The organism is Aeromonas sp. INTO2 (assembly GCF_049860605.1).
Taxonomy (GTDB): Bacteria; Pseudomonadota; Gammaproteobacteria; order Enterobacterales; family Aeromonadaceae; genus Aeromonas; species Aeromonas caviae.
Genome location: NZ_CP187588.1, coordinates 2,627,400 through 2,646,382 on the forward strand (window position 1 = coordinate 2,627,400; position 18,983 = coordinate 2,646,382).

Consider the following 18,983-nt stretch of genomic DNA (forward strand, 5'->3'; position numbering starts at 1 on the left):
GCGCCTCCCTCTTTCACATCATGGGTGATGCCGCCTACTCGGCTGCGGGTTTGCGATCCGCATGGCCGAGATCCCGCTCCGGGGCGATGACATCCCGCACCCGCTGCTTGATCTCCTTGGCCTCGGGGAAACCCTCGTCGGCCACCCTGTCCCACACCAGCACCCCGTCCACCAGGATGCGAAACTCCCCCTTGCTGGCGGGCACCAGGGCCACCTCGCCCAGTTCGCCGTCGAAGGTGGAGAGCAGCTCCTGGGCGAGCCAGGCGGCCCGCAGCATCCAGCGGCAGAGGGTGCAGTAACGGATTTCGATGCGCGGTTTCGCGAGGGGCAAATGGGTGTCTGTCATGGGGTGACTCCGTGAAAATCGGTCAACCAGTGGCGAGCGATGCGCTGCATGGTGGCCTGGGGCAGTTCGTGAAGGCCCGGGGTGGATGCCTGATGGGCCAGTTGGTGCACCCCTTCGATGATCTCCGCCAGCACCAGGTAGACATATTCGCCGATGACGGCGCCGTGGACGAAGTTGACCGTCTCCCCCCGGTTGAGCAAAAAGATGGTGCTGCCGTCCGGCCGGGTCAGGGCCAGCACATGGGGACACACCTCCTCGCTCGGCCAGGGCAGCTGGGCGAGGCTGAAGGCGAATTCGTCGTCGGCGGAGGTGACCGAGGCCAGCATGGCGCCGGGGCGCAGGGCCTGCAGATCGGTGATGTCGAGGGAGCCGTTGCCGGTGGAGCAGATCACCAGCTCGGCGCGGCCCAAGGCCTCGGCCTTGTTCACCAGCTTGAAGCCGTGGGAGAGCGCCTCCACCTGGCGCAGGGCATCCGTCTCCACCAGCTCCAGATGCAGGTTGCGACAGCGCAGTTCCCGGGCGATGCTGCGCCCCACCTTGCCATAGCCGAACAGGGCGGCCTGGCAGACATTGAAGGTACGCCTCAGGGTACGCGCGAGGGACTCCGCGGAGTAGACCACGCTCAGGCCGATCTGGATATCTTCCGCCTGCTTGAGGGGGCTGCGGGCCACCGAGATGACGGGGGCCGCCAGGGACTCCTGTTCGTAGCGCTGATGGCCGTTCTCGGTCATCTCCACCACCCCGATGAAACGTGCGCCAAAGAGCTCGGCCAGTACCGCCTGGCTCTTGGCGAAGTAGCCGCCGATGTCGAGGATGATGAGCCGCTCGTGGGACATCACCAGGGGGGCAATCTGGGCGATCACCTCACCGGGATCCGAGGTCCAGTGGCGATTGAGGGGCAGCACGGGGTAGTGCTGCTGGGCCCAGGCCAGCGTCGGCCCGTGCACGGACTTGGGTTTGGGCAGGATGGCACCGACCCGGCCCACCCGATCGAGCACCTGGATGAAGTCGGGTCTGTCGGGAAGCAGGTGGGTCACCAGCAGGATGCAGAGATCCCCAAGACATCCCTGTTCGGTGAAATGGCGAAAAAACAGATGCTCAGATCCCTGACTGTGCAACTGTGGCCTCCTTAGCGTGCCGCGGGAAAGCAGGCAAACAGAACCCGGCATAGCCGGGTTCTGTGTGTATCCAGATAATTGAAAATCCTTTTTATCCGAAAGCACCATGGGTCTCAATCTTTATCTGTCCAGACTTTGACAAGCCCATCAATTTCTAAGGTAATAGCCTGTTTTTCATGCAGAAATCAGTAAAGTGACGCCTCTGGCCATACCCACCACAGACTCACTCCGGCACCGACGGCCGCCACCAGGATCAAGACCCCCCAGCGAGAGAGTCCCGGGCGCCCGTGCAGGGCACGTTCCAGCAGCGGCAACAGCCAGACCGGCAGCAGCACCAGCAGGGGCACTTCCACGTACTGCCAGGCGAGCATCTGCACGAAGGCGAGTGAAAGCCCCAGGGCAGCCGGGGTCACCTTGACCCCTGCAAAGGCGCCGAGCAGGGCACGGAATCCGGCAAACGCGGCCAGGGCCCCCGTCAGCTGGGCGATGAGCAGGCTGCCATCGATGCCGATGACCAGCGCCAGCCAGATGAAGGCCAGGGCGAAGCCGAGCCCCTCCTCGCTGTCACCACGCCAGCTCGTCCAGCCAGACCAGAGGATGGCGGGCAGCAGGGCCAGCCAGATCCCGGGCTCGCTCGCCAGCACGGAGGCCAGCCCCTGCCACCACACCAGGGTGCCCAGCACCCCGAACAGCGCGAGGGCGATCCCCTTGCTGGTACCCTGGGTCAGGGCGGGCACCAGCAGGGTCAGCGGCAGCCACTGCCACGCCTTGACCGGCAGGCCATAGGCACCGCCCAGCAGGCAACCCACCAGCCAGATCCCCAGGGCGCCCCACAGATAGCCCAGCCGCGGCCAGCGCCACGACAGCAAAGCGGCCCCTAAAGGAGCCGCCAGGGTTTGAAGCAGGAGTGCTGCGCCCATTACTTGCGCACGCCTTCAACGAACAGGTTGATGGTCATCTCGTCAGGGATGTTCGGCACCATGTAGTTCACGCCGAACTCGCTGCGCTTGATGGTGGTGGTGGCGTTGAAGCCGCTGCGGTAGCCGCCCCAGGGATCCTTGCCCTCGCCGATGTGGACCAGGTCGAAGGCCACGTCCTTGGAGACGCCGTGCAGGGTCAGGGTGCCCTTGAGCACGCCTTTGTCCTTGGTGCCTTCATAGCCGGTGCTGACGAAGGTCATCTTGGGGTACTGCTTCACGTCCAGGAAGTCGGGGCTGCGCAGGTGCTTGTCGCGGGCCTCGTGGTTGGAATCCACGCTGGCGGCATCGATTTCGAAGCTCGCCTTGGCCGCCGCCGGGTTGGCGTCGTCCATGCTGAAGGTGCCACTGAAGGTGTTGAACCGGCCGACCAGTTCGGAGAAGCCGAGGTGGCCCACCTTGAACTGGACTGTGGTGTGCGCTGCATCGACATCGTAATCGGCAGCCATCAGGGGAGCCGCCATAAACAGGCAGGAGGCCAGCAGGGCCTTGGTCATTTTCATTCCGATCGTTCCTTCATTGGGGGTTCACAACGGTGTCCAAAATGCTAACCTCCTATCGAGAATAGATAATCATCGATTTATTAAAATAATTATCAACCGAGAGTGGAATATGGATCAGATAGCCGCCATGCGCACCTTCATCAAGGTGGTGGAGTGCCAGAGCTTCACCAAGGCCGCCCATCAACTCGGGATCTCGGTCGCCATGACCTCCAAGCTGATGCAGCAGCTCGAGGAGTCCCTCTCCACCCGGCTGCTGTCGCGCACCACCCGCCAGGTCAATCCCACCGAGGCGGGCCAGTTTTACTACCAGCGCTCCCTGGCCCTGCTGGCGGAGCTGGAAGAGACCCACAGCCAGCTCACCCACAACAACCAGCAGCCCCAGGGCACCCTCAAGCTCTCGGTGCCCATGGATTTCGGCTACCTGCACCTCTCCCCCGCCCTGCCCCTGTTTCGCGAGCGCTACCCGGACTTGAAGCTCGAGATTGAGTACAGCGACCGGCGGGTGGCCCTGGTGGAGGAGGGGTTCGATCTGGCCCTGCGCATCGGCAACCTGCCGGACTCCTCCCTGGTGGCCAAGCCGCTCGCCATGATGAAGATGGTGGTGTGCGCCAGCCCCGACTACCTGGCCCGCCGGGGCAGGCCGAAGACCCCGGAGGATCTCAAGCAGCACGACTGCCTCATCTACACCCTGACCCAGCCGGACTGGGTCTTCAAACGGGATGGGGAGGAGCACAGCATCCGCCCCCAGGGGCCCCTTCGCGCCAACAACGGGGTGGCCCTGACCCGGGCCGCCTGCGACCACCAGGGCATCATCTTGCAGCCCACCTTCATCGTGGGGGATGCGCTGCGCTCGGGGGCGCTGGTCCCCTTGTTGCTGGAGTGGGAGAAGGGGCAGGTGGGGCTCTATGCCCTCTATCCGCACCGCCGTTTCGTGTCGGCCAAAGTGCGCTGCTTCATCGAATTCGTGCAGGAGCGCTATCTGGCGCCCCACTACTGGGACAGGGAGACCTGAGCCCGGGCTCAGGGGGTGGGCATCAGCTCGGCCACCAGCAGGTGATCCTGCTGGCTCATCTGCCAGCGTGGCAGACGCTGGCGCAAGGCGGCGAGCTCGGCCTCCCCCAGCGCATAGGGCAGGGTGACGTGCAGGCAGTGGCAATCCAGCATGGCCGCCAACTGCATCATCAGGGCGAGGTTCGCCTCGTCGCTCTTGTGCTTGTTGATGCGCTTGCCGAGCTCGTGGCGAAAGTGGGTCTCGGGATCCTGGGTCATCGCCTGCCAGCCGTAGCCAAAGAGCGGGATGAAGGCGCTGACGATGCCAAGGGCGGTGAGGGGCCGTTTGGGCGGGTGATAGAGGGCGTTGAGATCCAGCAGGATGGGGCTTTGATGGGGCTCACGACTGCCGGATAAAATAGTATTGCTCATTGGATTACCCTGTTGATTCCTCTAGACTTCGCCGCATATTTGACCTGACATGCCAACGAGGTGCTGATGCTAAGCGATATCGAGATCTCCCGCCAGTCCCCCCGCCTGCCCATCGCCGAGGTGGCAGCTCAGCTCGGCATAGCGGCCGCCCATCTCCACCCCCACGGCCATTACAAGGGCAAACTCGACCTCGCGCTGCTCCATCACGCCCCCGCCCGCGAGCCCGGCAAGCTGGTGCTGGTGAGCGCCATCACGCCCACCCCCCTTGGGGAGGGCAAGACGGTCACCACGATCGGCCTCTCCATGGGGCTCAACCACATCGGCCAGCCCAGCATCGCCACCATTCGCCAACCGAGCCTCGGCCCCGTCTTCGGGGTCAAGGGGGGCGCCGCCGGGGGCGGCATGGCCCAGGTGGTGCCGATGGAGGAGATGAACCTGCACCTCACCGGGGATTTTCACGCCCTCACCGCCGCCCACAACCTGGCCTCTGCCGCCCTGGATGCCCGCCTGTTCCATGAACGCAAACTCGGTGACCAGTTCAGCGCCAGAACCGGCCTGGCGCGGCTCGATATCGACCCGGCCAACATCCTCTGGCCCCGCACCCTGGACATGAACGACCGGGCGCTTCGCCACCTCACCCTCGGCCAGGGCGGTGCTGCCGATGGTGTCGAGCGCCCCGATCGCTTCGTCATCACCGCCGCCTCCGAGCTGATGGCCATTCTGGCGCTGGCCAGGGATCTCAAGGACTTGCGCGCGCGTATCGGCCGCATCCAGCTCGCCCTCGACCAGCGCGGCAAGCCCGTCACCGCCGAGCAGCTGGAAGTGGCGGGGGCCATGACGGTGCTGCTCAAAGACGCCCTCAAGCCCACCCTGATGCAGACCACGGAGCAGACCCCTGTGCTGGTCCACGCCGGCCCCTTTGCCAACATCGCCCACGGCAACTCCTCCGTCATCGCCGATCGCATGGCGCTGGGTCTTGCCGACTATGTGGTGACCGAGGCGGGTTTTGGCTCCGACATGGGGCTGGAGAAGTTCTTCAACATCAAGTATCGCCAGTCCGGCCTCGCCCCCGCCTGCGTGGTGCTGGTGGCCACGGTGCGCGGCCTCAAGGCCAACAGCGGCCTGCTCGACATCCGGCCGGGCCAGCCGCTGCCGGCCAGCCTGCAAGGGGAAGATCTGCCCACCCTGACAGCGGGGTGCGCCAACCTCGCCTGGCATATTCACAACGCCCGCCGTTACGGGGTGCCCGTGGTGGTCGCCATCAACCGCTTCCCCACCGACAGCGATGCCGAGCTGGCCCTGCTGGAGGAGGCGGCGCGCCAGGCCGGTGCCTGTGGCGTCGCCCTCTCCCGGGCCTTCACTGACGGTGGCGCGGGTGCGGCGGATCTGGCTCACGCCGTGGTGGCGGCCTGCAAGCAGCCCAGTGAGGTCAGGCTGCTCTACCCCGATGAGATGAGCCTTGCCGCCAAGCTCGCCACCCTGGTGGAGTGCGGCTATGGTGGCCGGGGCGTCACCCTCTCGGACAAGGCGCGCCAGCAACTGGCCAGACTCTCGGCAGAGGGCCAGGATCACCTGCCCGTCTGCATGGCCAAGACGCCGCTCTCCATCAGCCATGACCCCGCCAGGAAGGGCGTGCCGACGGACTTCGAGGTGCCCATCGAGGAGGTGAAACTCTGCGCGGGGGCAGGCTTCGTCTATGCCCTGGCGGGCCCCATCATGACCATGCCGGGCCTGGGCAGCCTGCCGGCCTATCGCCATATCGACATCGACGATGACGGGGAGATTGTCGGCCTGAGCTGACGTACAGGCTGGCAGGCTGCCGTCCCTGAACACCATATGGACATCGACGATGACAGGGAGATTGTCGGCCTGAGCTGACGGCGCCCAGGTCCAGCCAGAAACAACAAGGCCCCGCCGATTGGCGGGGCCTTGTTGTGCGTATCAGAACGCCATCAGTAGTGGAAGCGCCCCAGCTTGCTCATGACCGTCTCGGTCAACCCGTGCATCTGCCGGCTCTGGGCATCCTGCTCCCGGGCCACCCGGGTGGAGGCGCTCGCCAGCTCGTGGATGTTGCTGACGTTCTGGTTAATCTCCTCGCTCACCTTGGATTGCTGCTCGGCGGCGCTCGCAATCTGGGTCGCCATGTCCTGGATACGGTCGGCGGCCTGCACTATGGTCGCCAGCTCGCTTACCGCCTGCTCGGCATCACGCAGCGCCAGGCTGCTCAACTGGCGCCCCTCTGTCATGGTGTCGACCGCGGCGCGCGTGGTATCCCGCAGCCTGTCTATCATCTGTTGGATCTCCTGGGTCGAGGCCCGGGTCTTGGAGGCAAGGGTACGCACCTCGTCGGCCACCACGGCGAAACCGCGACCATGTTCACCGGCCCGTGCCGCCTCGATGGCTGCGTTCAGCGCCAGCAGGTTGGTCTGCTCAGAGATGGTCCGGATCACATCCAGGATGCTGCCAATCTGCACCCCCTGCTGCTGCAAGGCGGTGATCCTGTCCGACACCTCGCTGACCTGGGCACTCAACTGGCGGATGCCGTTGGCAGAGGCGCTCACCACCTGCTGACCCTTGTGCACCGCATGACGGGTCTCATCCACCGCCTGGGCCGTGATCTGGGCGCTGCTGGAGACGGAGTCTGCGGTCGATGACATTTCATGGATGGCCGTGGCCACCAGCTCGACCTGCTCCAGCTGGTGATGGCTGTTCGCCAGCCCCTGCTGGGCCTGCCTGGCCGAGTTCACCGCCGCCTGCTGCAACTCGTGCACGCTGGTGGCGGTGTCGGTCACTATGCCCTGCACGGTCGCGACGAACTGGTTTATCCCCTCCGCCAGCACCCCGGTTTCATCGCGCCGGTGCTGGGTCAGCCGCTGAGTCAGATCCCCTCCGGCGCTGGAGAGACGCGCCACCATGCGAGCCGTCTCCTGCACCGGCCGGGAGATGGACCCTGCCGCGAAAGCGAGCCCGACCAGACCGATACCCGCCACCAGGATGCCCACCATCAGCTGGGTCCAGACCCCCTTGCCAAAGGCCTCGGCACGGGCCTGCGCCATCCGCTCGTACTCGGCATAGAGGGCGCTGCCCGGTACCTCGATGGCGATCCCCCAGGCCTGTGTGACCTTGTTGAGGCTGATGGGTGCGAAGACCCTCAAGCCATCGGCGTGCTCGTCGCTGCCCCTCTCGCCACGTTGCAACTGGGCCAGCAAGGATGGATCCTGCAAGCGCTGCCCTACCCCGTCGCCATCGCGGGAGTCGGCGGCGATGATGCCCATGGGGCTGATGATGCGCACCCTGCCCTGCCCGTCGAATACCCGTCTGCTGATGTCAGCGGCCAGCCGTTGCAGGTAGTTGAGGGAGTAGTCGATGCCCACCATACCGAGGTATTGATCCCCGTTCAGCACAGGCACCACGAAGGAGGTGAGCAGGGTGGGCTGACCGTTGACCTGGTAGACGGAGGGGTCGACGGCGCAGCTTGCCTTGCTCTCCTGCGGGCAGAGATACCACTCGGAGGCCCGGATCCCGGTCGCGCTCGGCGTCTTGCTGTAGAAATCCCCCAGGGGTTTGAGGTCAAAACCGGCCGGGCCGCGGCTCCAGTAGGGGGCGAAGTTGCCCGATGCCTGGCTATGCCGGCCATCATCGGTATGGAGCGCATCCTGACCGTCGAAACGGTCCGCCTCCCAGCCACTGTAGATGCTGAGGAAATCCGGGTTGCGATCCCCTATGTCCTTGAGCAGGGCCGTGACCTCGTCCCGATCGAGAGGCTCGGACTGATCGACATTGCCCGCCAGCAGTGCCGCCAGGGTTTCGGCCGCATCCAGCGCCAGTTCGAAGGAGCGTGCCACCTCGCTCGCCTGACCATCCGCCAGGGTCAGCAGCCACTGCCTGGCCTGCTGGCGGGCCGCATCGTGGCTCTCCTGCTGGATCTTCTCCTGCATGCTGGCCAGGGAAACATAGCTGTAACCCACCACGCTGAGGACGGTGGTCAGCAGGATGCAACCCGCAAAGAACATGACTTGATACTTGATGGAACGGAACATGGCGGATGGTGGGTCTCTTGAGCCAAAACAGAGGCATTATGCGGGCTCGCAAACAGGTCGTAAACGGCCCCGCATGAAATTAATCGCCGATTTGTGAGCGAATTCGAACATCCGGCCTGTCATCCCCCCATCCGGTAGGTGACGGGGCAGGCGGGCCGGTTGAAACGGGCACAGGGAGGGCGATGACAAACAACAAGACCCCGCCAATCGGCGGGGCCTTCTGCGCTGTGCCGGGTGGCAGCAAGACTCAGAGGGTGAAGCGCTGGGTCATATGGTGCAGCGAGGTGGCCAGCTTGCTCAGCTCGACACAGGCCTGGGCGGTCTGCTGCGCCCCCTGGGCATTCTCGTCGGCGGCGGTGTGGATCTTGACGATGCTGCGATTGAGCTCCTCGGTAACCGCGTTCTGCTGCTCGGTGGCGGTGGCGATCAGGGTGTTCATGTCGGTGATCTGGGTGACGGCACCATTGATGCTGTCGATGCTGCTCCCCGCCTCCCGCGCCAGCTCCACGCTCTCCTGCATCTGCTGACGGCTCAGCTGCATGGCGCTGCCCGCCTCGGCGGTGCGCTCCTGAAGCACTTCGATCATCTTGCTGATCTCGGCGGTGGACGCCTGGGTACGCTGGGCCAGACTGCGCACCTCGTCCGCCACCACCGCAAAGCCACGGCCCTGCTCGCCGGCCCGGGCCGCTTCGATGGCCGCGTTGAGGGCCAGCAGGTTGGTCTGCTCGGCGATGCCGCGAATCACGTCCAGCACCATGCTGATGCTGGCGCTGTCGGTCTCCAGTTGCTGCACCACGCTCCCGGCCTGCTCTATCTGACGGGAGACCTGCTCTATGCTGCCGATGGCGCTGCGTACCACCTGGTTGCCCTGGGTGGAGGTGCGGGAAGCCTGCTTGGCCGCCCCCATGGCGTCCGTGGTGTTGCGAGCCACCTCATTGACGGTGGACTGCATCTCGTTCATGGCGGTGGCGACCTGAGAGACCTCTCCCTGCTGGCTTGCCATGCCTTTGGCGGACTGCTCGGAGATGGCGCTCACCTCCTCTACCGCGCTGCTGAGCTGGCTCACCGAGCCGGAGATTTCGCTCACCAGCTCTGCCAGTGCCCCCTGCATCCGGTCGATGGCCGACCCCAGCTGACCCAGCTCGTCGCGGTTGAAGCGGTTGCCGCGGACCCACTCCTGCAGCTCGCCCCGGCCGAGATCGCCGCTCGCGATGCGCTGGGCCTGACGGGCCAGCATGATGAGCGGGTCGCGGATCTGGCGGGTCAGCACCACCGAGAGGGCGACAACCAGGGCCAGGCCGATCACTAGGGCCAGGGTCACGCTCAGTTTGGCGCTGTCAAAGGCGTCCACCACCTCGGCACGGGAACCCACGGAGTAGCCGTGGTTGATGCGGATAAGCTCACCCACCGACTTGGTCAGATTGGTGTAGAGGGTGATCCCCTCCCCCATGAAGAGGTGCTGGGCTTCGGCCATCTGTCCCGAGTCCTGCATCTGCCGGATGCGCTGGTGCAGGGCGACATATCGCTCCCAGTCCGCCTTGACGATGTCAAAGGCGCGGCGCTCCTCCCGATCCTCCGCCCAGATGGTGCCATCGTGGGCCACTATCTGGCGCGCAGCCTCTTGCAGGCTCTTCTCGCTCTCGTTGCGGTAGCGGGCCTTCTGCTGGGCATCGTCCGCCACCAGGAAGACATCCAGCTCGTAGCGGCGCAGGGCATTGATGGTCTCGCCGAGGGTGCTGGTCCGCACGACGGCGGGCAGGATACTGTCGGTAAAGCCGATGGCGGCGCGGTTCATCTTGCTGAATTCAAACAGCGAGAAGCCGCCGATAAAGGCCATCATCAGGCCGAGTACGGCAAAGCCGGCGGTAAGTTTTTTGCCTATCGTCATGGTGTTCATGGCATGTCCTGCATGGGGGAAAACAAGTGGCATTGCTGGGCGCAGGCCTGGCCTGCGCCTTCACTACCCTCCTTGGCAGCACATCTCGTCCCTGTCGGCGCGCACAAGGGCGGGCCCGGGGTGTCGGCGTCAACCAGACCGTCCGACAACACGGAGAGCCATAGCGACCGGCACGGTCACAACTTTAGGTATTTTTCAAAAAAAGTGAGGGAAAGGAGACGGGGCCTGTCGGCGACAGCCCCCGGGAGCACTACCCTTTCAGACCACCGAGGAACTCGGCGCGGGTGTCGGGCTGGGTCTTGAAGACGCCGCCCAGGGAGGTGGTGGTGGTGTAGGAGGTAGAGTCCATCACGCCACGGGCCTTCACGCAGAAGTGGGTCGCCTTGATGCTGATGGCCACGTCCCTGGTGCCAAGCAGGGTCTGCAACGCCAGCAGGATCTGCTGGGTCAGCCGCTCCTGTACCTGGGGACGGCGGGCGAAGAACTGCACGATGCGGTTGATCTTCGACAGGCCAATCACCTTGCCGCGGGGAATGTAGGCCACGTGGGCAAAGCCGTCTATGGTGACGAAGTGGTGCTCGCAGGTGCTGGTGAGGCTGATGTCCCGCACCATGATCATCTCGTCCACCTTCATCTTGTTCTCGATCACCGTCACCTTGGGGAAGGTGGCATAGTCGAGGCCGGAGAAGATCTCGTTCACGTACATCTTGGCAATGCGGTGCGGGGTCTCGGCCAGACTGTCGTCGGCCAGATCCAGTCCCAGCGTCTCCATGATGGCGTGCATATGACCTTCGATTTTTTCCTTTTTCTGCTGGCCGCTCAATTCATTGGCCACCAGAGGTGTCTCAAGGCCCTCGGCCTCGAGCGCCGCCCTGACCAACAGGGCTTCCTGGCTTAAGCTCGTCATCGTGTTTCTCTCCCACGCTCAGGGACTGTGCTGGCCTGCGGCATGGTGCCGCGGCGCAATCTTACAGGGCGATTATTGTCATAATTCTGTCTAACTCAAGCCCGGTGCCCGACTTTATGCCAAACCACCCCGTTTTGTCCGCACCGGCCTGCCCATTCGGGGGCAAGGCGCACGGCCGTGCCGCCTCTTCCCCACCTGCCATCCCGCACAAGCCTCGCATTGGTTACCCATCAGGAGGTAATTCAACGGGATAGCGCCCCAGAATCCGATCACACCGGGGCATCTGCCCCCCCATTACCGCACCTTCGCCCTGCCCATCGGAGCGGATTTTTGGGATAATCTGCCCCCTACACACCAGAGAGGTCATGATGATGGGATTCGATACCGGTGCACTCCTCCCCTTGGACAAGGCCCTGCAAGGGATGCTGGAACAACTCACCTGCTGCTGCGAGACGGAGCAGTTGCCCCTGCCCCAGGCGCTGGATCGGATCCTGGCCGAGGAGATAAGCTCCCCCCTCTTCGTCCCCCCCTTCGACAATGCCGCCATGGACGGCTATGCCGTGCGCCTGGGGGATCTCGCCGCCGGGGTGCCGCTCCCCGTGGCGGGCAAGGCCTTTGCAGGCCAGCCCTATGAGGGAGAGTGGCCCGCTGGCCACTGCATCCGCATCATGACCGGGGCCCCTGTGCCTCCGGGTGCGGACGCTGTGGTGATGCAGGAAGAAACGCAAGCCGGCGACAACGGGATCACTTTTCTGACCGCGCCCACGCCTGGCCAGAACATCCGTCGCCGCGGCGAGGACCTGGCGCAGGGTGACAGGGTGCTCGAAAGCGGCCTTCGCCTGAGCCCCAGGGAGTTGCCGCTGCTCGCCTCCCTTGGCATCGCGAGCGTCACGGTGCGCCGTCCCCTCAGGGTCGCCATCTTCAGCACAGGGGACGAGCTCAAGCCTCTGGGCACCCCGCTCCAGCACGGGGACATCTACGACTCCAACCGCTACGGGGTCAAGGCGATGCTGAGCCGCATGGGCTGTGAGTGCCTGGACCTTGGCATCATCCCCGATGATCCGGCGGCCCTTCGCGCCGCCTTCTTGCAGGCCGACCGCGAGGCCGATGCCCTGATCACCACCGGGGGAGTCTCGGTGGGGGAAGCGGACTTCACCAAGCAACTGCTCGAAGAGCTCGGGGAAATTGGCTTCTGGAAGCTCGCCATCAAGCCGGGCAAACCCTTCGCCTTTGGCCGGTTGCCAAACGCCTGGTTCTTCGGTCTGCCGGGCAACCCGGTCTCCGCCATGGTCACCTTCGATCAGCTGGTGCAACCGGCCCTGGCCAGACTGGCCGGTCAGCAGTTTGCACGCCCGCACCCCCTCCAGGCCCTGGCGACAGCGCCGCTCAAGAAGAGCCCGGGGCGCCTGGACTTCCAGCGCGGCATCCTGAGTGTGGGCCCGAATGGCCTCGAGGTACGCAGCACCGGCTCCCAGGACTCCGGGGTGTTCAGCTCCCTGTCCCGGGCCAACTGCTACATCGTGCTCGAGCAGGAGCGCGGCAAGGTGGCCGCCGGTGAGACGGTCACCGTCGAGCCCTTCTCGGGGCTGCTGCTGTGAGCGAGATCCTGAGCGACGCAGAACTCCTTCGCTACAACCGCCAGATCGTGCTCAAATCCTTCGACTTCGAGGGGCAGGAGGCGCTCAAGCAGTCCCGCGTGCTGGTCATCGGCGCCGGGGGCCTGGGCTGCGCCGCCAGCCAGTATCTGGCGGTGGCCGGGGTCGGCCACCTCACCCTGGTGGATTTCGATCGGGTGGAGCTCTCCAATTTGCAGCGCCAGGTGCTGCACAGCGACGAGCGCATCGGCCAGCTCAAGGTGGAGTCCGCGGCGACGTCCCTGCGCGCCCTCACCCCCTGGCTCGAGGTGGAGACCCACGCCGCCCTCGCCGACGAGGCGCTGCTCGATGCCCTGCTGCCAGGCCATCAGCTAGTGCTCGACTGCACCGACAACGTCGCCATCCGCAACCTCCTCAACCAGCGTGCCCGCCAGCACAAGGTGCCCCTGGTCAGCGGCGCCGCCATCCGGCTGGAAGGGCAGCTTTGCAGCTTCACCTGGCAGGAGGATGAACCCTGCTACGCCTGTCTCAGCGCCCTCTTTGGCGATCAGGCCCTCACCTGTGTCGAGGCGGGGGTACTGGCCCCCGTGGTGGGGCTGGTGGGCAGCTTGCAGGCGCTCGAGGCCATCAAGCTGCTGGCGGGCATGGGCAAAAGCTACAGCGGCCGCCTGCTGATGATCGACGGTCTGGGTGGCAGCTTTCGCGAGCTGAAACTGCCCAAACGCCCCGACTGCCCGGTCTGCTCAAAGCCCTGAGCTGCGCCCACAAAAAAGCCGAACCCCGGGGTTCGGCTTTTTTATCTACCTCTGCTGTCTGCTCCCCTCAATGGGTTGAGAGGATCCGCTGCAACAGATGATTGAACCCGGCGGGATCTTCCGCCGGCCAGGCGTGGTGACCATCCGGGGTGTGGATGGTGGCATTGGGCAGGGAGGCGAACTGCTCCACCCGCCGCGCCAGGGGCAGATAGTCGTGACTGGTGGAGATGATGGCCACCGGCTGCCAGAGGGTGCCGAGACGAGCCCGCACCGACCAGCCGGGCAGCGCCTCCAGCAGCGCCTTGTAGGTCTTCTTTTTGTTGCGCACGAAGCGCCCCCGGAAGGTGTGGCGCACCTGGGCGAGATCGGGGCCGGGAAAGAGCTCGCGACCGAGCCACCACGCCAGCGGCCGCATGCCGAACCAGCGCAGCCACTTGAGGCGCATGGCATAGCGCTCCTGCTCCTTTGGCGTCTCCAGCAGAAATTCGCTGAAGCCGTTGACCAGCACCAGCCCCTGCACCTTGTGGGGCAGTTGCAGCGCCAGCTCCAGCGCCACCATGGCACCGAGCGACAACCCCACTACCCAGGCAGGCTCGGGCTGTTCGTCAAGCCAGCGGGCCACATCCGCCGCCAGGGTGGGCACGTCAAAGGGCCCCTCCTGCATGCTCTGGCCGTGGCCGCGCAAGTCGATGGCCACCACCCGGTAACGCTCGGAAAAACGCTCGATCTGCGCCTGCCAGTCGAGGCTGGAAGAGCCCAGCCCGTGCAGCAAGAGCAGCAAGGGCCCCTCCCCTGCACTGCGCAGGGCCAAGCCATGGGATTTCATTACCTGATTGCGACGCACCCGTCCCCCCTTTCTCGACGCCATGCCGGCCACTCAGGGCCAGCCAATCCGTACTCCGGTCCCCTGTCTACCCCTCTCCCACCAGGCTCACCGCCTTGATGTAGGCGTAGAGGCGCATGGCCGGCGTCAGGGCGAGCCGCTGCGCGGAGCGGCTGGTGATCCGGGCCAGCAGTATCTGCTGCCCGAGAGCCAACTGCAACAGGGTCTGCCCGGGTCGCACCTCCCGCACCTCCAGCAGCCGGGTCTCGAGGCAGTTGGAGAGGCTGGAGTGCACGATGGGCTCGGTGGCGATCACCAGATCCCGCGCCGCCACCTTGATCTGCAAGGGGCCTGCTTCATCGGGGGCATGCTCCATGGTCACCATCAGGGTCTGCTCCCCGAGTCGCAGGGTCGCCATCTGCTCGTGCTCGTCGTAGTGGGACAGGGTCGCAGAGAGCATGACCCCGACGTCGTCGCGACTGGCCAGCGACAGGTCGGTGCGGGCGAAGATCTCCTCGGGGGTGCCCTGGGCCTCCACCCGTCCCTCTGCCAGCAGCACCAGTCCATCGCAGAGCAGGCTCACCTCCTCCATGGCGTGGCTGACGAAGATCATGGGGATGCCGCTCTCCTGCTGCAAGCCCTTGAGCACGTGGGCCTGATGGATGCGGCTGCGCCTGTCCAGCGCCGAGAAGGGTTCATCCAGCAGCAGCAAGTCGGGCTCGGCCAGCAAGGCCCTGGCCATTGCCACCCGCTGACGCTGACCGCCGGAGAGGCCGTGGGCCGGTTGCCCCAGCAGCTCGGCAAAACCGAGGCGCGCAGCCAGATCCTCTGGCTGCCAGCGCCCCCTCCCCTTGCGAGCCGCCAGTTGCAGGTTACCGAGCACGCTCAGGTGGGGGAAGAGACGAGCATCCTGAAACACCAGCCCGATGCGCCGCGCCTCGGGGTGCAGGGCTGCAAGCTCGCGCCCCTGCCAGCGCAGGGCATCGCCCGGAGCCCTGTCGAGCCCGGCGATGATGCGCAGCAGGGTGCTCTTGCCACAGCCCGAAGGACCGAACAGGCCGAGGATGCGGCTGGGGGGCAGCGCCAGATCGCACGCCAGGGTGAAGGGGCCGAAATCACGTCTGGCCTTGAGGTAGAGGCTCATCCGAACAGCCTCCGTTGCCGACGTTGCAGCACGCCGTAGACCAGCACCAGCATCACCAGGGAGAAGCCCATCAGGCCGCCTGCCAGAATATGGGCATTCTGGTAATCCATCGCCTCCACGTGATCAAACAGGGCGATGGAGAGCACCTGGGTCTCCCCGGGAATGTTGCCGCCGATCATCAGCACCACCCCGAACTCCCCCAGGGTGTGGGCAAAGCCCAGCGCCGCCGCCATCACGAAGCTGGGCAGCGTCATGGGCAGGATGATGCGAAAGAAGCGCTCAAACGGGCCCATCCCCAGGGTGGCAGCAGCCTCCAGCTCCTTGTTGCCCATGTTGACGAAGGCGGAGGTGAGGGGCTGTACCACGAAGGGGAGCGAATAGATGACGGAGGCGATGAGCAGGCCGAGAAAACTGAAGGCGAGCGGGGCCCCGAAGGTCTCCCGCCACCAGCCACCGAGGCCGTACTCCGGGGAGAAGGCCAGCAGCAGATAGAAGCCGAGCACGGTAGGCGGCAGCACCAGCGGCAGGGCCACCATGGCCTCCACCAGGGGGCGCAGCCGGTGCTGGCTGCGAGACAGCCACCAGGCGAGCGGCGGCGACAGCAGCAGCAGGATGGCAGTGGTGCTGGCCGCCAGTTTCAGGGTCAGCCAGACCGCCAGCAGATCCCCTTCACTCATAGGGTCCCCTCTCGGGTGTCGATAAAAAACAGGGCGCCGTCATGACGGGCGCCGCCTTGGGACACGTCAGGCACCGGAGCTGGCCAGCACGGGGCTGGCCGGCAGACGCCGGGCGCTTACTGCGGCAGGGCGTAACCCGCCGCCTTGATCTGCGCCTGTCCCGGCCCCTTGAGCCAGGCCACCAGGGCATCCACCGCCGCCCCTTTCTTCAGCACCAGGGCCTGCTGCTCGATGGGGGGATAGAAGCTGGCCGGTACCGCCCAGGCTTCGCCGGTCTTGCCCGCCTCCACCAGGTTGGCCCAGGCGACGAAGCCCAGCTTCGCATTGCCGGTGTCGACAAACTGCCAGGTCTGGCTGATGTTGGTGCCAGTCAGCACCCGATACTGCTTGGGATCGATCTTGAGATGAGCCAGGGTCGCCATGGCGGCAGCGCCATAGGGCGCTGTCTTGGGGTTGGCGATGGCCAGCTCCCCCTGCCAGTGGCGCAAGGTGGCCTCGTCGGGAGCAGGCCCCCCCTTCTGCCAGAGGCCGAGCTGACCGATGGCATAGGTGAAGCGTTCGCTCCCCTTGCCTTCCGACTCCAGCTTTTGAGGGGTCGCCACGTCGGCCGAGAGGAAGAGATCGAAGGGTGCACCGTGGGTGATCTGGGTATAGAGCACGCCGGTGGCCGCCGAACTGATGACGACGTTGTGGCCGGTCTTGGCGGTGAACTCCTTGCCGATGCGCTCTATGGTGCCCTTGAAGTTGGCCGCCACCGCCACCTTGACCTCGTCAGCCAGCACAGCACCGCTGTACATGGCGCCGGCGCCCAGCACCAACACGGATACCCATCTCTTCATTCCGTTGCTCCTTATGTTCCGGCACGGCCGGATCGATTGACGCGAGCCCGAGGCTCACTCCCCTTGTTGCCAGCGGGCCAGGGCGGCGTCATCGCTCGCCCTGGCCTCGACCCAGCGTTGCACCCCGTCGGCGGTCAGCTCTTTTTTCCAGAACGGCGCCCGGGTCTTCAAGAAATCCATGATGAAGTGGCAGGCCTCGAAAGCCGCCTCGCGGTGGGCGCTGCTCACCACCACCAGCACAATCTGATCCCCGAGCAGCAGCTCGCCGATGCGGTGAATGAGGGTGCACTCCTGCAGCGGCCAGCGCCCGCGGGCCTCGGCCACTATGTCCGCCAGCGCCTTCTCGGTCATGCCGGGGTAGTGTTCGAGGGCCAGCCCCTTCACATGCTCCCCCTGATTGAAGTCGCGCACCTTGCCGACAAAGCTGACAATCGCGCCTGTGTCCTGCCGGGCAGCAAGGCGGGCATATTCGTCCGCCAGCGAGAAGTCTTCCCGCTGCACCAGAATGCGATCGATCATGGTTGCCTCGCTCATCATCAGCCTCCGGTCACCGGCGGGAAGAAGGCGACCTCATCCCCGTCATGGAGGGGGGTATCCAGCGGCACCAGGGTCTGGTTGACCGCCACCAGCAGCTTGCCGGATTCGAGCGCCAGCGCCCACTTGTCACCTCGCTCGCTCAAGGCGGCGCGAAGGACATCGGCACTGACGTAGTCACAAGGCAGGCTGAGCTCGTCGCAGCCGACCAGCTCACGCACCTGCGCAAAAAACAGAACCTTGATCATGCTTGCTCTCCTTTGGTCGCACCCAGTTGGAAATGACCGGACTTGCCGCCCTTTTTCTCCACCAGACGCACCTGCTCGATCACCATGTCCTTTTGCACCGCCTTGCACATGTCGTAGATGGTCAGGGCCGCCACCGAGGCGGCGGTGAGCGCCTCCATCTCCACCCCGGTCTTGCCCGAGAGCTTGCACAGAGTGCGGATATGGACCCGATTCTGCTCGGCCAGCGGCACTATCTCCACCTCGACTTTGGTCAAGGCCAGCGGATGGCAGAGTGGGATAAGATCGGCGGTCTTCTTGGCCGCCATGATGCCGGCGATGCGGGCGGTGGCGAACACGTCCCCCTTGTGGTGCTGACCGCTCAGGATCAACGCCAGGGTCTCGGGGGCCATGGTCACGAAAGCCTCGGCGCGGGCCTCGCGTTCGGTCACCTGCTTGTCGGTGACATCCACCATGTGGGCCTCGCCGCTCTGGTTGAGATGGGTCAGGTTCATCTATGCACCTATCGAAAAATAAGATGGATGATCCGGGTTTACTACCGGGATCACAGATGGGTCACGAAGTTGCACGGCCGGGTACGAGCGTCGAGCTGATCCCGGATAAGCTGTTCCCAACCCAGACGGCAGGCGCCGGTGGAGCCGGGCAGGCAGCAGATCAGGGTGCGGTTGGCGAGCCCTGCCAGGGCACGGCTCTGCATGGCGGAGCCTTTTATCTCGGCAAACGAGAGCTGGCGGAACATCTCGCCAAAGCCCTGCACCGTGCGCTCGAACAGCACGCCGACCGCCTCGGGCACCCGGTTCTGCTCGTTGAAGCCGGTGCCGCCGTTGATGAGCACCACCTGGACTCCCTCGTCGGCAATCCAGTCGCTCACCTGGGCGCGGATGCGAAACAGGTTGTCGGGGCAGAGCGCCCGGTCGGCCAGCACGTGGCCAGTCTGGGTCAGGGCCTCGACCAGATAGTCCCCCGAGCTGTCATCGGCAGCGGTGCGACTGTCGGAAACCGTCAGGACGGCGATCTTGAGAGGGATGAATTCGCTGTGTTTGGGTGCCATTGGGGCCATTCCTGTCAATCATTGACCACGAGAGGATGAGGTGAACGCGCCGCACCGTGGTGCCAGCCATGAAAGGAGCCGGTGGGCGCCGCGTTGCCGGGAAGGGATTC

The 18,983-nt window shown here is 65.2% G+C and carries 20 protein-coding genes; 4 read left to right on the forward strand and 16 right to left on the reverse strand.

The window, feature by feature from the left end:
• Window positions 1–34 precede the first annotated feature (34 nt).
• From ACPW74_RS12320 to ACPW74_RS12335, 4 genes are all read right to left on the reverse strand, one after another.
• Complete coding sequence (locus tag ACPW74_RS12320; RefSeq protein WP_010674179.1) at window positions 35–346, reverse strand: SelT/SelW/SelH family protein; 312 nt, start codon at window positions 344–346, stop codon at window positions 35–37.
• Window positions 343–1,464, reverse strand: coding sequence for an adenosylhomocysteinase (locus ACPW74_RS12325; protein ID WP_425858133.1), 1,122 nt, complete (start codon window positions 1,462–1,464; stop codon window positions 343–345). Before ACPW74_RS12325 ends, ACPW74_RS12320 begins: the two co-directional genes overlap by 4 nt.
• A gap of 185 nt (window positions 1,465–1,649) precedes the next feature.
• Entirely contained in the window at window positions 1,650–2,384 is a 735-nt protein-coding gene (locus tag ACPW74_RS12330; RefSeq protein WP_049636334.1) for a hypothetical protein, read from the reverse strand.
• Window positions 2,384–2,944, reverse strand: a complete 561-nt coding sequence (locus ACPW74_RS12335) for a YceI family protein (RefSeq protein ID WP_010674176.1) — start codon at window positions 2,942–2,944, stop codon at window positions 2,384–2,386. Before ACPW74_RS12335 ends, ACPW74_RS12330 begins: the two co-directional genes overlap by 1 nt.
• Window positions 2,945–3,053: 109 nt before the next feature.
• Between ACPW74_RS12335 and ACPW74_RS12340 the strand changes: the two genes are divergently transcribed.
• On the forward strand, window positions 3,054–3,956 hold the full coding sequence (locus ACPW74_RS12340) for a LysR family transcriptional regulator (RefSeq protein WP_039038856.1): 903 nt from the start codon (window positions 3,054–3,056) through the stop codon (window positions 3,954–3,956).
• An 8-nt stretch (window positions 3,957–3,964) separates the two neighbouring features.
• On the opposite strand, the gene ACPW74_RS12345 is transcribed toward ACPW74_RS12340, so the two are convergent.
• Window positions 3,965–4,366 (reverse strand): hypothetical protein, encoded by a 402-nt coding sequence (locus tag ACPW74_RS12345; RefSeq protein ID WP_010674174.1) that lies wholly within the window; start codon window positions 4,364–4,366, stop codon window positions 3,965–3,967.
• A gap of 66 nt (window positions 4,367–4,432) precedes the next feature.
• Between ACPW74_RS12345 and ACPW74_RS12350 the strand changes: the two genes are divergently transcribed.
• Window positions 4,433–6,166, forward strand: a complete 1,734-nt coding sequence (locus tag ACPW74_RS12350) for a formate--tetrahydrofolate ligase (protein WP_049636335.1) — start codon at window positions 4,433–4,435, stop codon at window positions 6,164–6,166.
• Between the two features lie 152 nt (window positions 6,167–6,318).
• Here the strand turns inward: ACPW74_RS12350 and ACPW74_RS12355 are convergent, their stop codons facing one another.
• The 3 genes from ACPW74_RS12355 to folE all read right to left on the reverse strand — a co-directional run bounded on the left by ACPW74_RS12355 (window position 6,319) and on the right by folE (window position 11,210).
• Window positions 6,319–8,406, reverse strand: a complete 2,088-nt coding sequence (locus tag ACPW74_RS12355) for a methyl-accepting chemotaxis protein (protein WP_049636336.1) — start codon at window positions 8,404–8,406, stop codon at window positions 6,319–6,321.
• 247 nt (window positions 8,407–8,653) lie between these two features.
• Complete coding sequence (locus ACPW74_RS12360) at window positions 8,654–10,303, reverse strand: methyl-accepting chemotaxis protein (protein WP_049636337.1); 1,650 nt, start codon at window positions 10,301–10,303, stop codon at window positions 8,654–8,656.
• A gap of 250 nt (window positions 10,304–10,553) precedes the next feature.
• Entirely contained in the window at window positions 10,554–11,210 is a 657-nt protein-coding gene (folE, locus tag ACPW74_RS12365) for a GTP cyclohydrolase I FolE (protein WP_425858137.1), read from the reverse strand.
• Between the two features lie 371 nt (window positions 11,211–11,581).
• Here folE and moeA point away from each other — a divergent pair, with 371 nt between their 5' ends.
• Window positions 11,582–12,808, forward strand: a complete 1,227-nt coding sequence (gene moeA, locus ACPW74_RS12370) for a molybdopterin molybdotransferase MoeA (RefSeq protein WP_049636353.1) — start codon at window positions 11,582–11,584, stop codon at window positions 12,806–12,808.
• Window positions 12,805–13,560, forward strand: coding sequence for a molybdopterin-synthase adenylyltransferase MoeB (moeB, locus tag ACPW74_RS12375; RefSeq protein ID WP_049636338.1), 756 nt, complete (start codon window positions 12,805–12,807; stop codon window positions 13,558–13,560). The genes moeA and moeB overlap by 4 nt, the downstream gene beginning before the upstream one ends.
• Window positions 13,561–13,627: 67 nt before the next feature.
• On the opposite strand, the gene ACPW74_RS12380 is transcribed toward moeB, so the two are convergent.
• From ACPW74_RS12380 to moaB, 8 genes are all read right to left on the reverse strand, one after another.
• A complete protein-coding gene (locus ACPW74_RS12380) occupies window positions 13,628–14,404 on the reverse strand; it encodes an alpha/beta fold hydrolase (protein WP_049636339.1) in 777 nt (258 codons plus the stop codon).
• Between the two features lie 67 nt (window positions 14,405–14,471).
• Window positions 14,472–15,527 (reverse strand): molybdenum ABC transporter ATP-binding protein, encoded by a 1,056-nt coding sequence (modC, locus tag ACPW74_RS12385; protein ID WP_049636340.1) that lies wholly within the window; start codon window positions 15,525–15,527, stop codon window positions 14,472–14,474.
• Window positions 15,524–16,204 (reverse strand): molybdate ABC transporter permease subunit, encoded by a 681-nt coding sequence (gene modB / locus ACPW74_RS12390; protein WP_010674165.1) that lies wholly within the window; start codon window positions 16,202–16,204, stop codon window positions 15,524–15,526. The genes modC and modB overlap by 4 nt, the downstream gene beginning before the upstream one ends.
• Before the next feature lie 116 nt (window positions 16,205–16,320).
• Window positions 16,321–17,043, reverse strand: coding sequence for a molybdate ABC transporter substrate-binding protein (gene modA / locus ACPW74_RS12395; protein WP_041215507.1), 723 nt, complete (start codon window positions 17,041–17,043; stop codon window positions 16,321–16,323).
• 54 nt (window positions 17,044–17,097) lie between these two features.
• On the reverse strand, window positions 17,098–17,577 hold the full coding sequence (gene moaE / locus ACPW74_RS12400) for a molybdopterin synthase catalytic subunit MoaE (RefSeq protein ID WP_041215508.1): 480 nt from the start codon (window positions 17,575–17,577) through the stop codon (window positions 17,098–17,100).
• Between the two features lie 2 nt (window positions 17,578–17,579).
• The gene (gene moaD / locus ACPW74_RS12405) at window positions 17,580–17,825 is read right to left on the reverse strand and encodes a molybdopterin synthase sulfur carrier subunit (protein ID WP_041215509.1); all 246 of its coding nucleotides are present in this window, start codon (window positions 17,823–17,825) and stop codon (window positions 17,580–17,582) included.
• Window positions 17,822–18,316, reverse strand: a complete 495-nt coding sequence (gene moaC / locus ACPW74_RS12410) for a cyclic pyranopterin monophosphate synthase MoaC (protein WP_041215510.1) — start codon at window positions 18,314–18,316, stop codon at window positions 17,822–17,824. Before moaC ends, moaD begins: the two co-directional genes overlap by 4 nt.
• A gap of 50 nt (window positions 18,317–18,366) precedes the next feature.
• Window positions 18,367–18,873, reverse strand: a complete 507-nt coding sequence (gene moaB, locus ACPW74_RS12415; RefSeq protein ID WP_039038846.1) for a molybdenum cofactor biosynthesis protein B — start codon at window positions 18,871–18,873, stop codon at window positions 18,367–18,369.
• Window positions 18,874–18,983 lie beyond the last annotated feature (110 nt).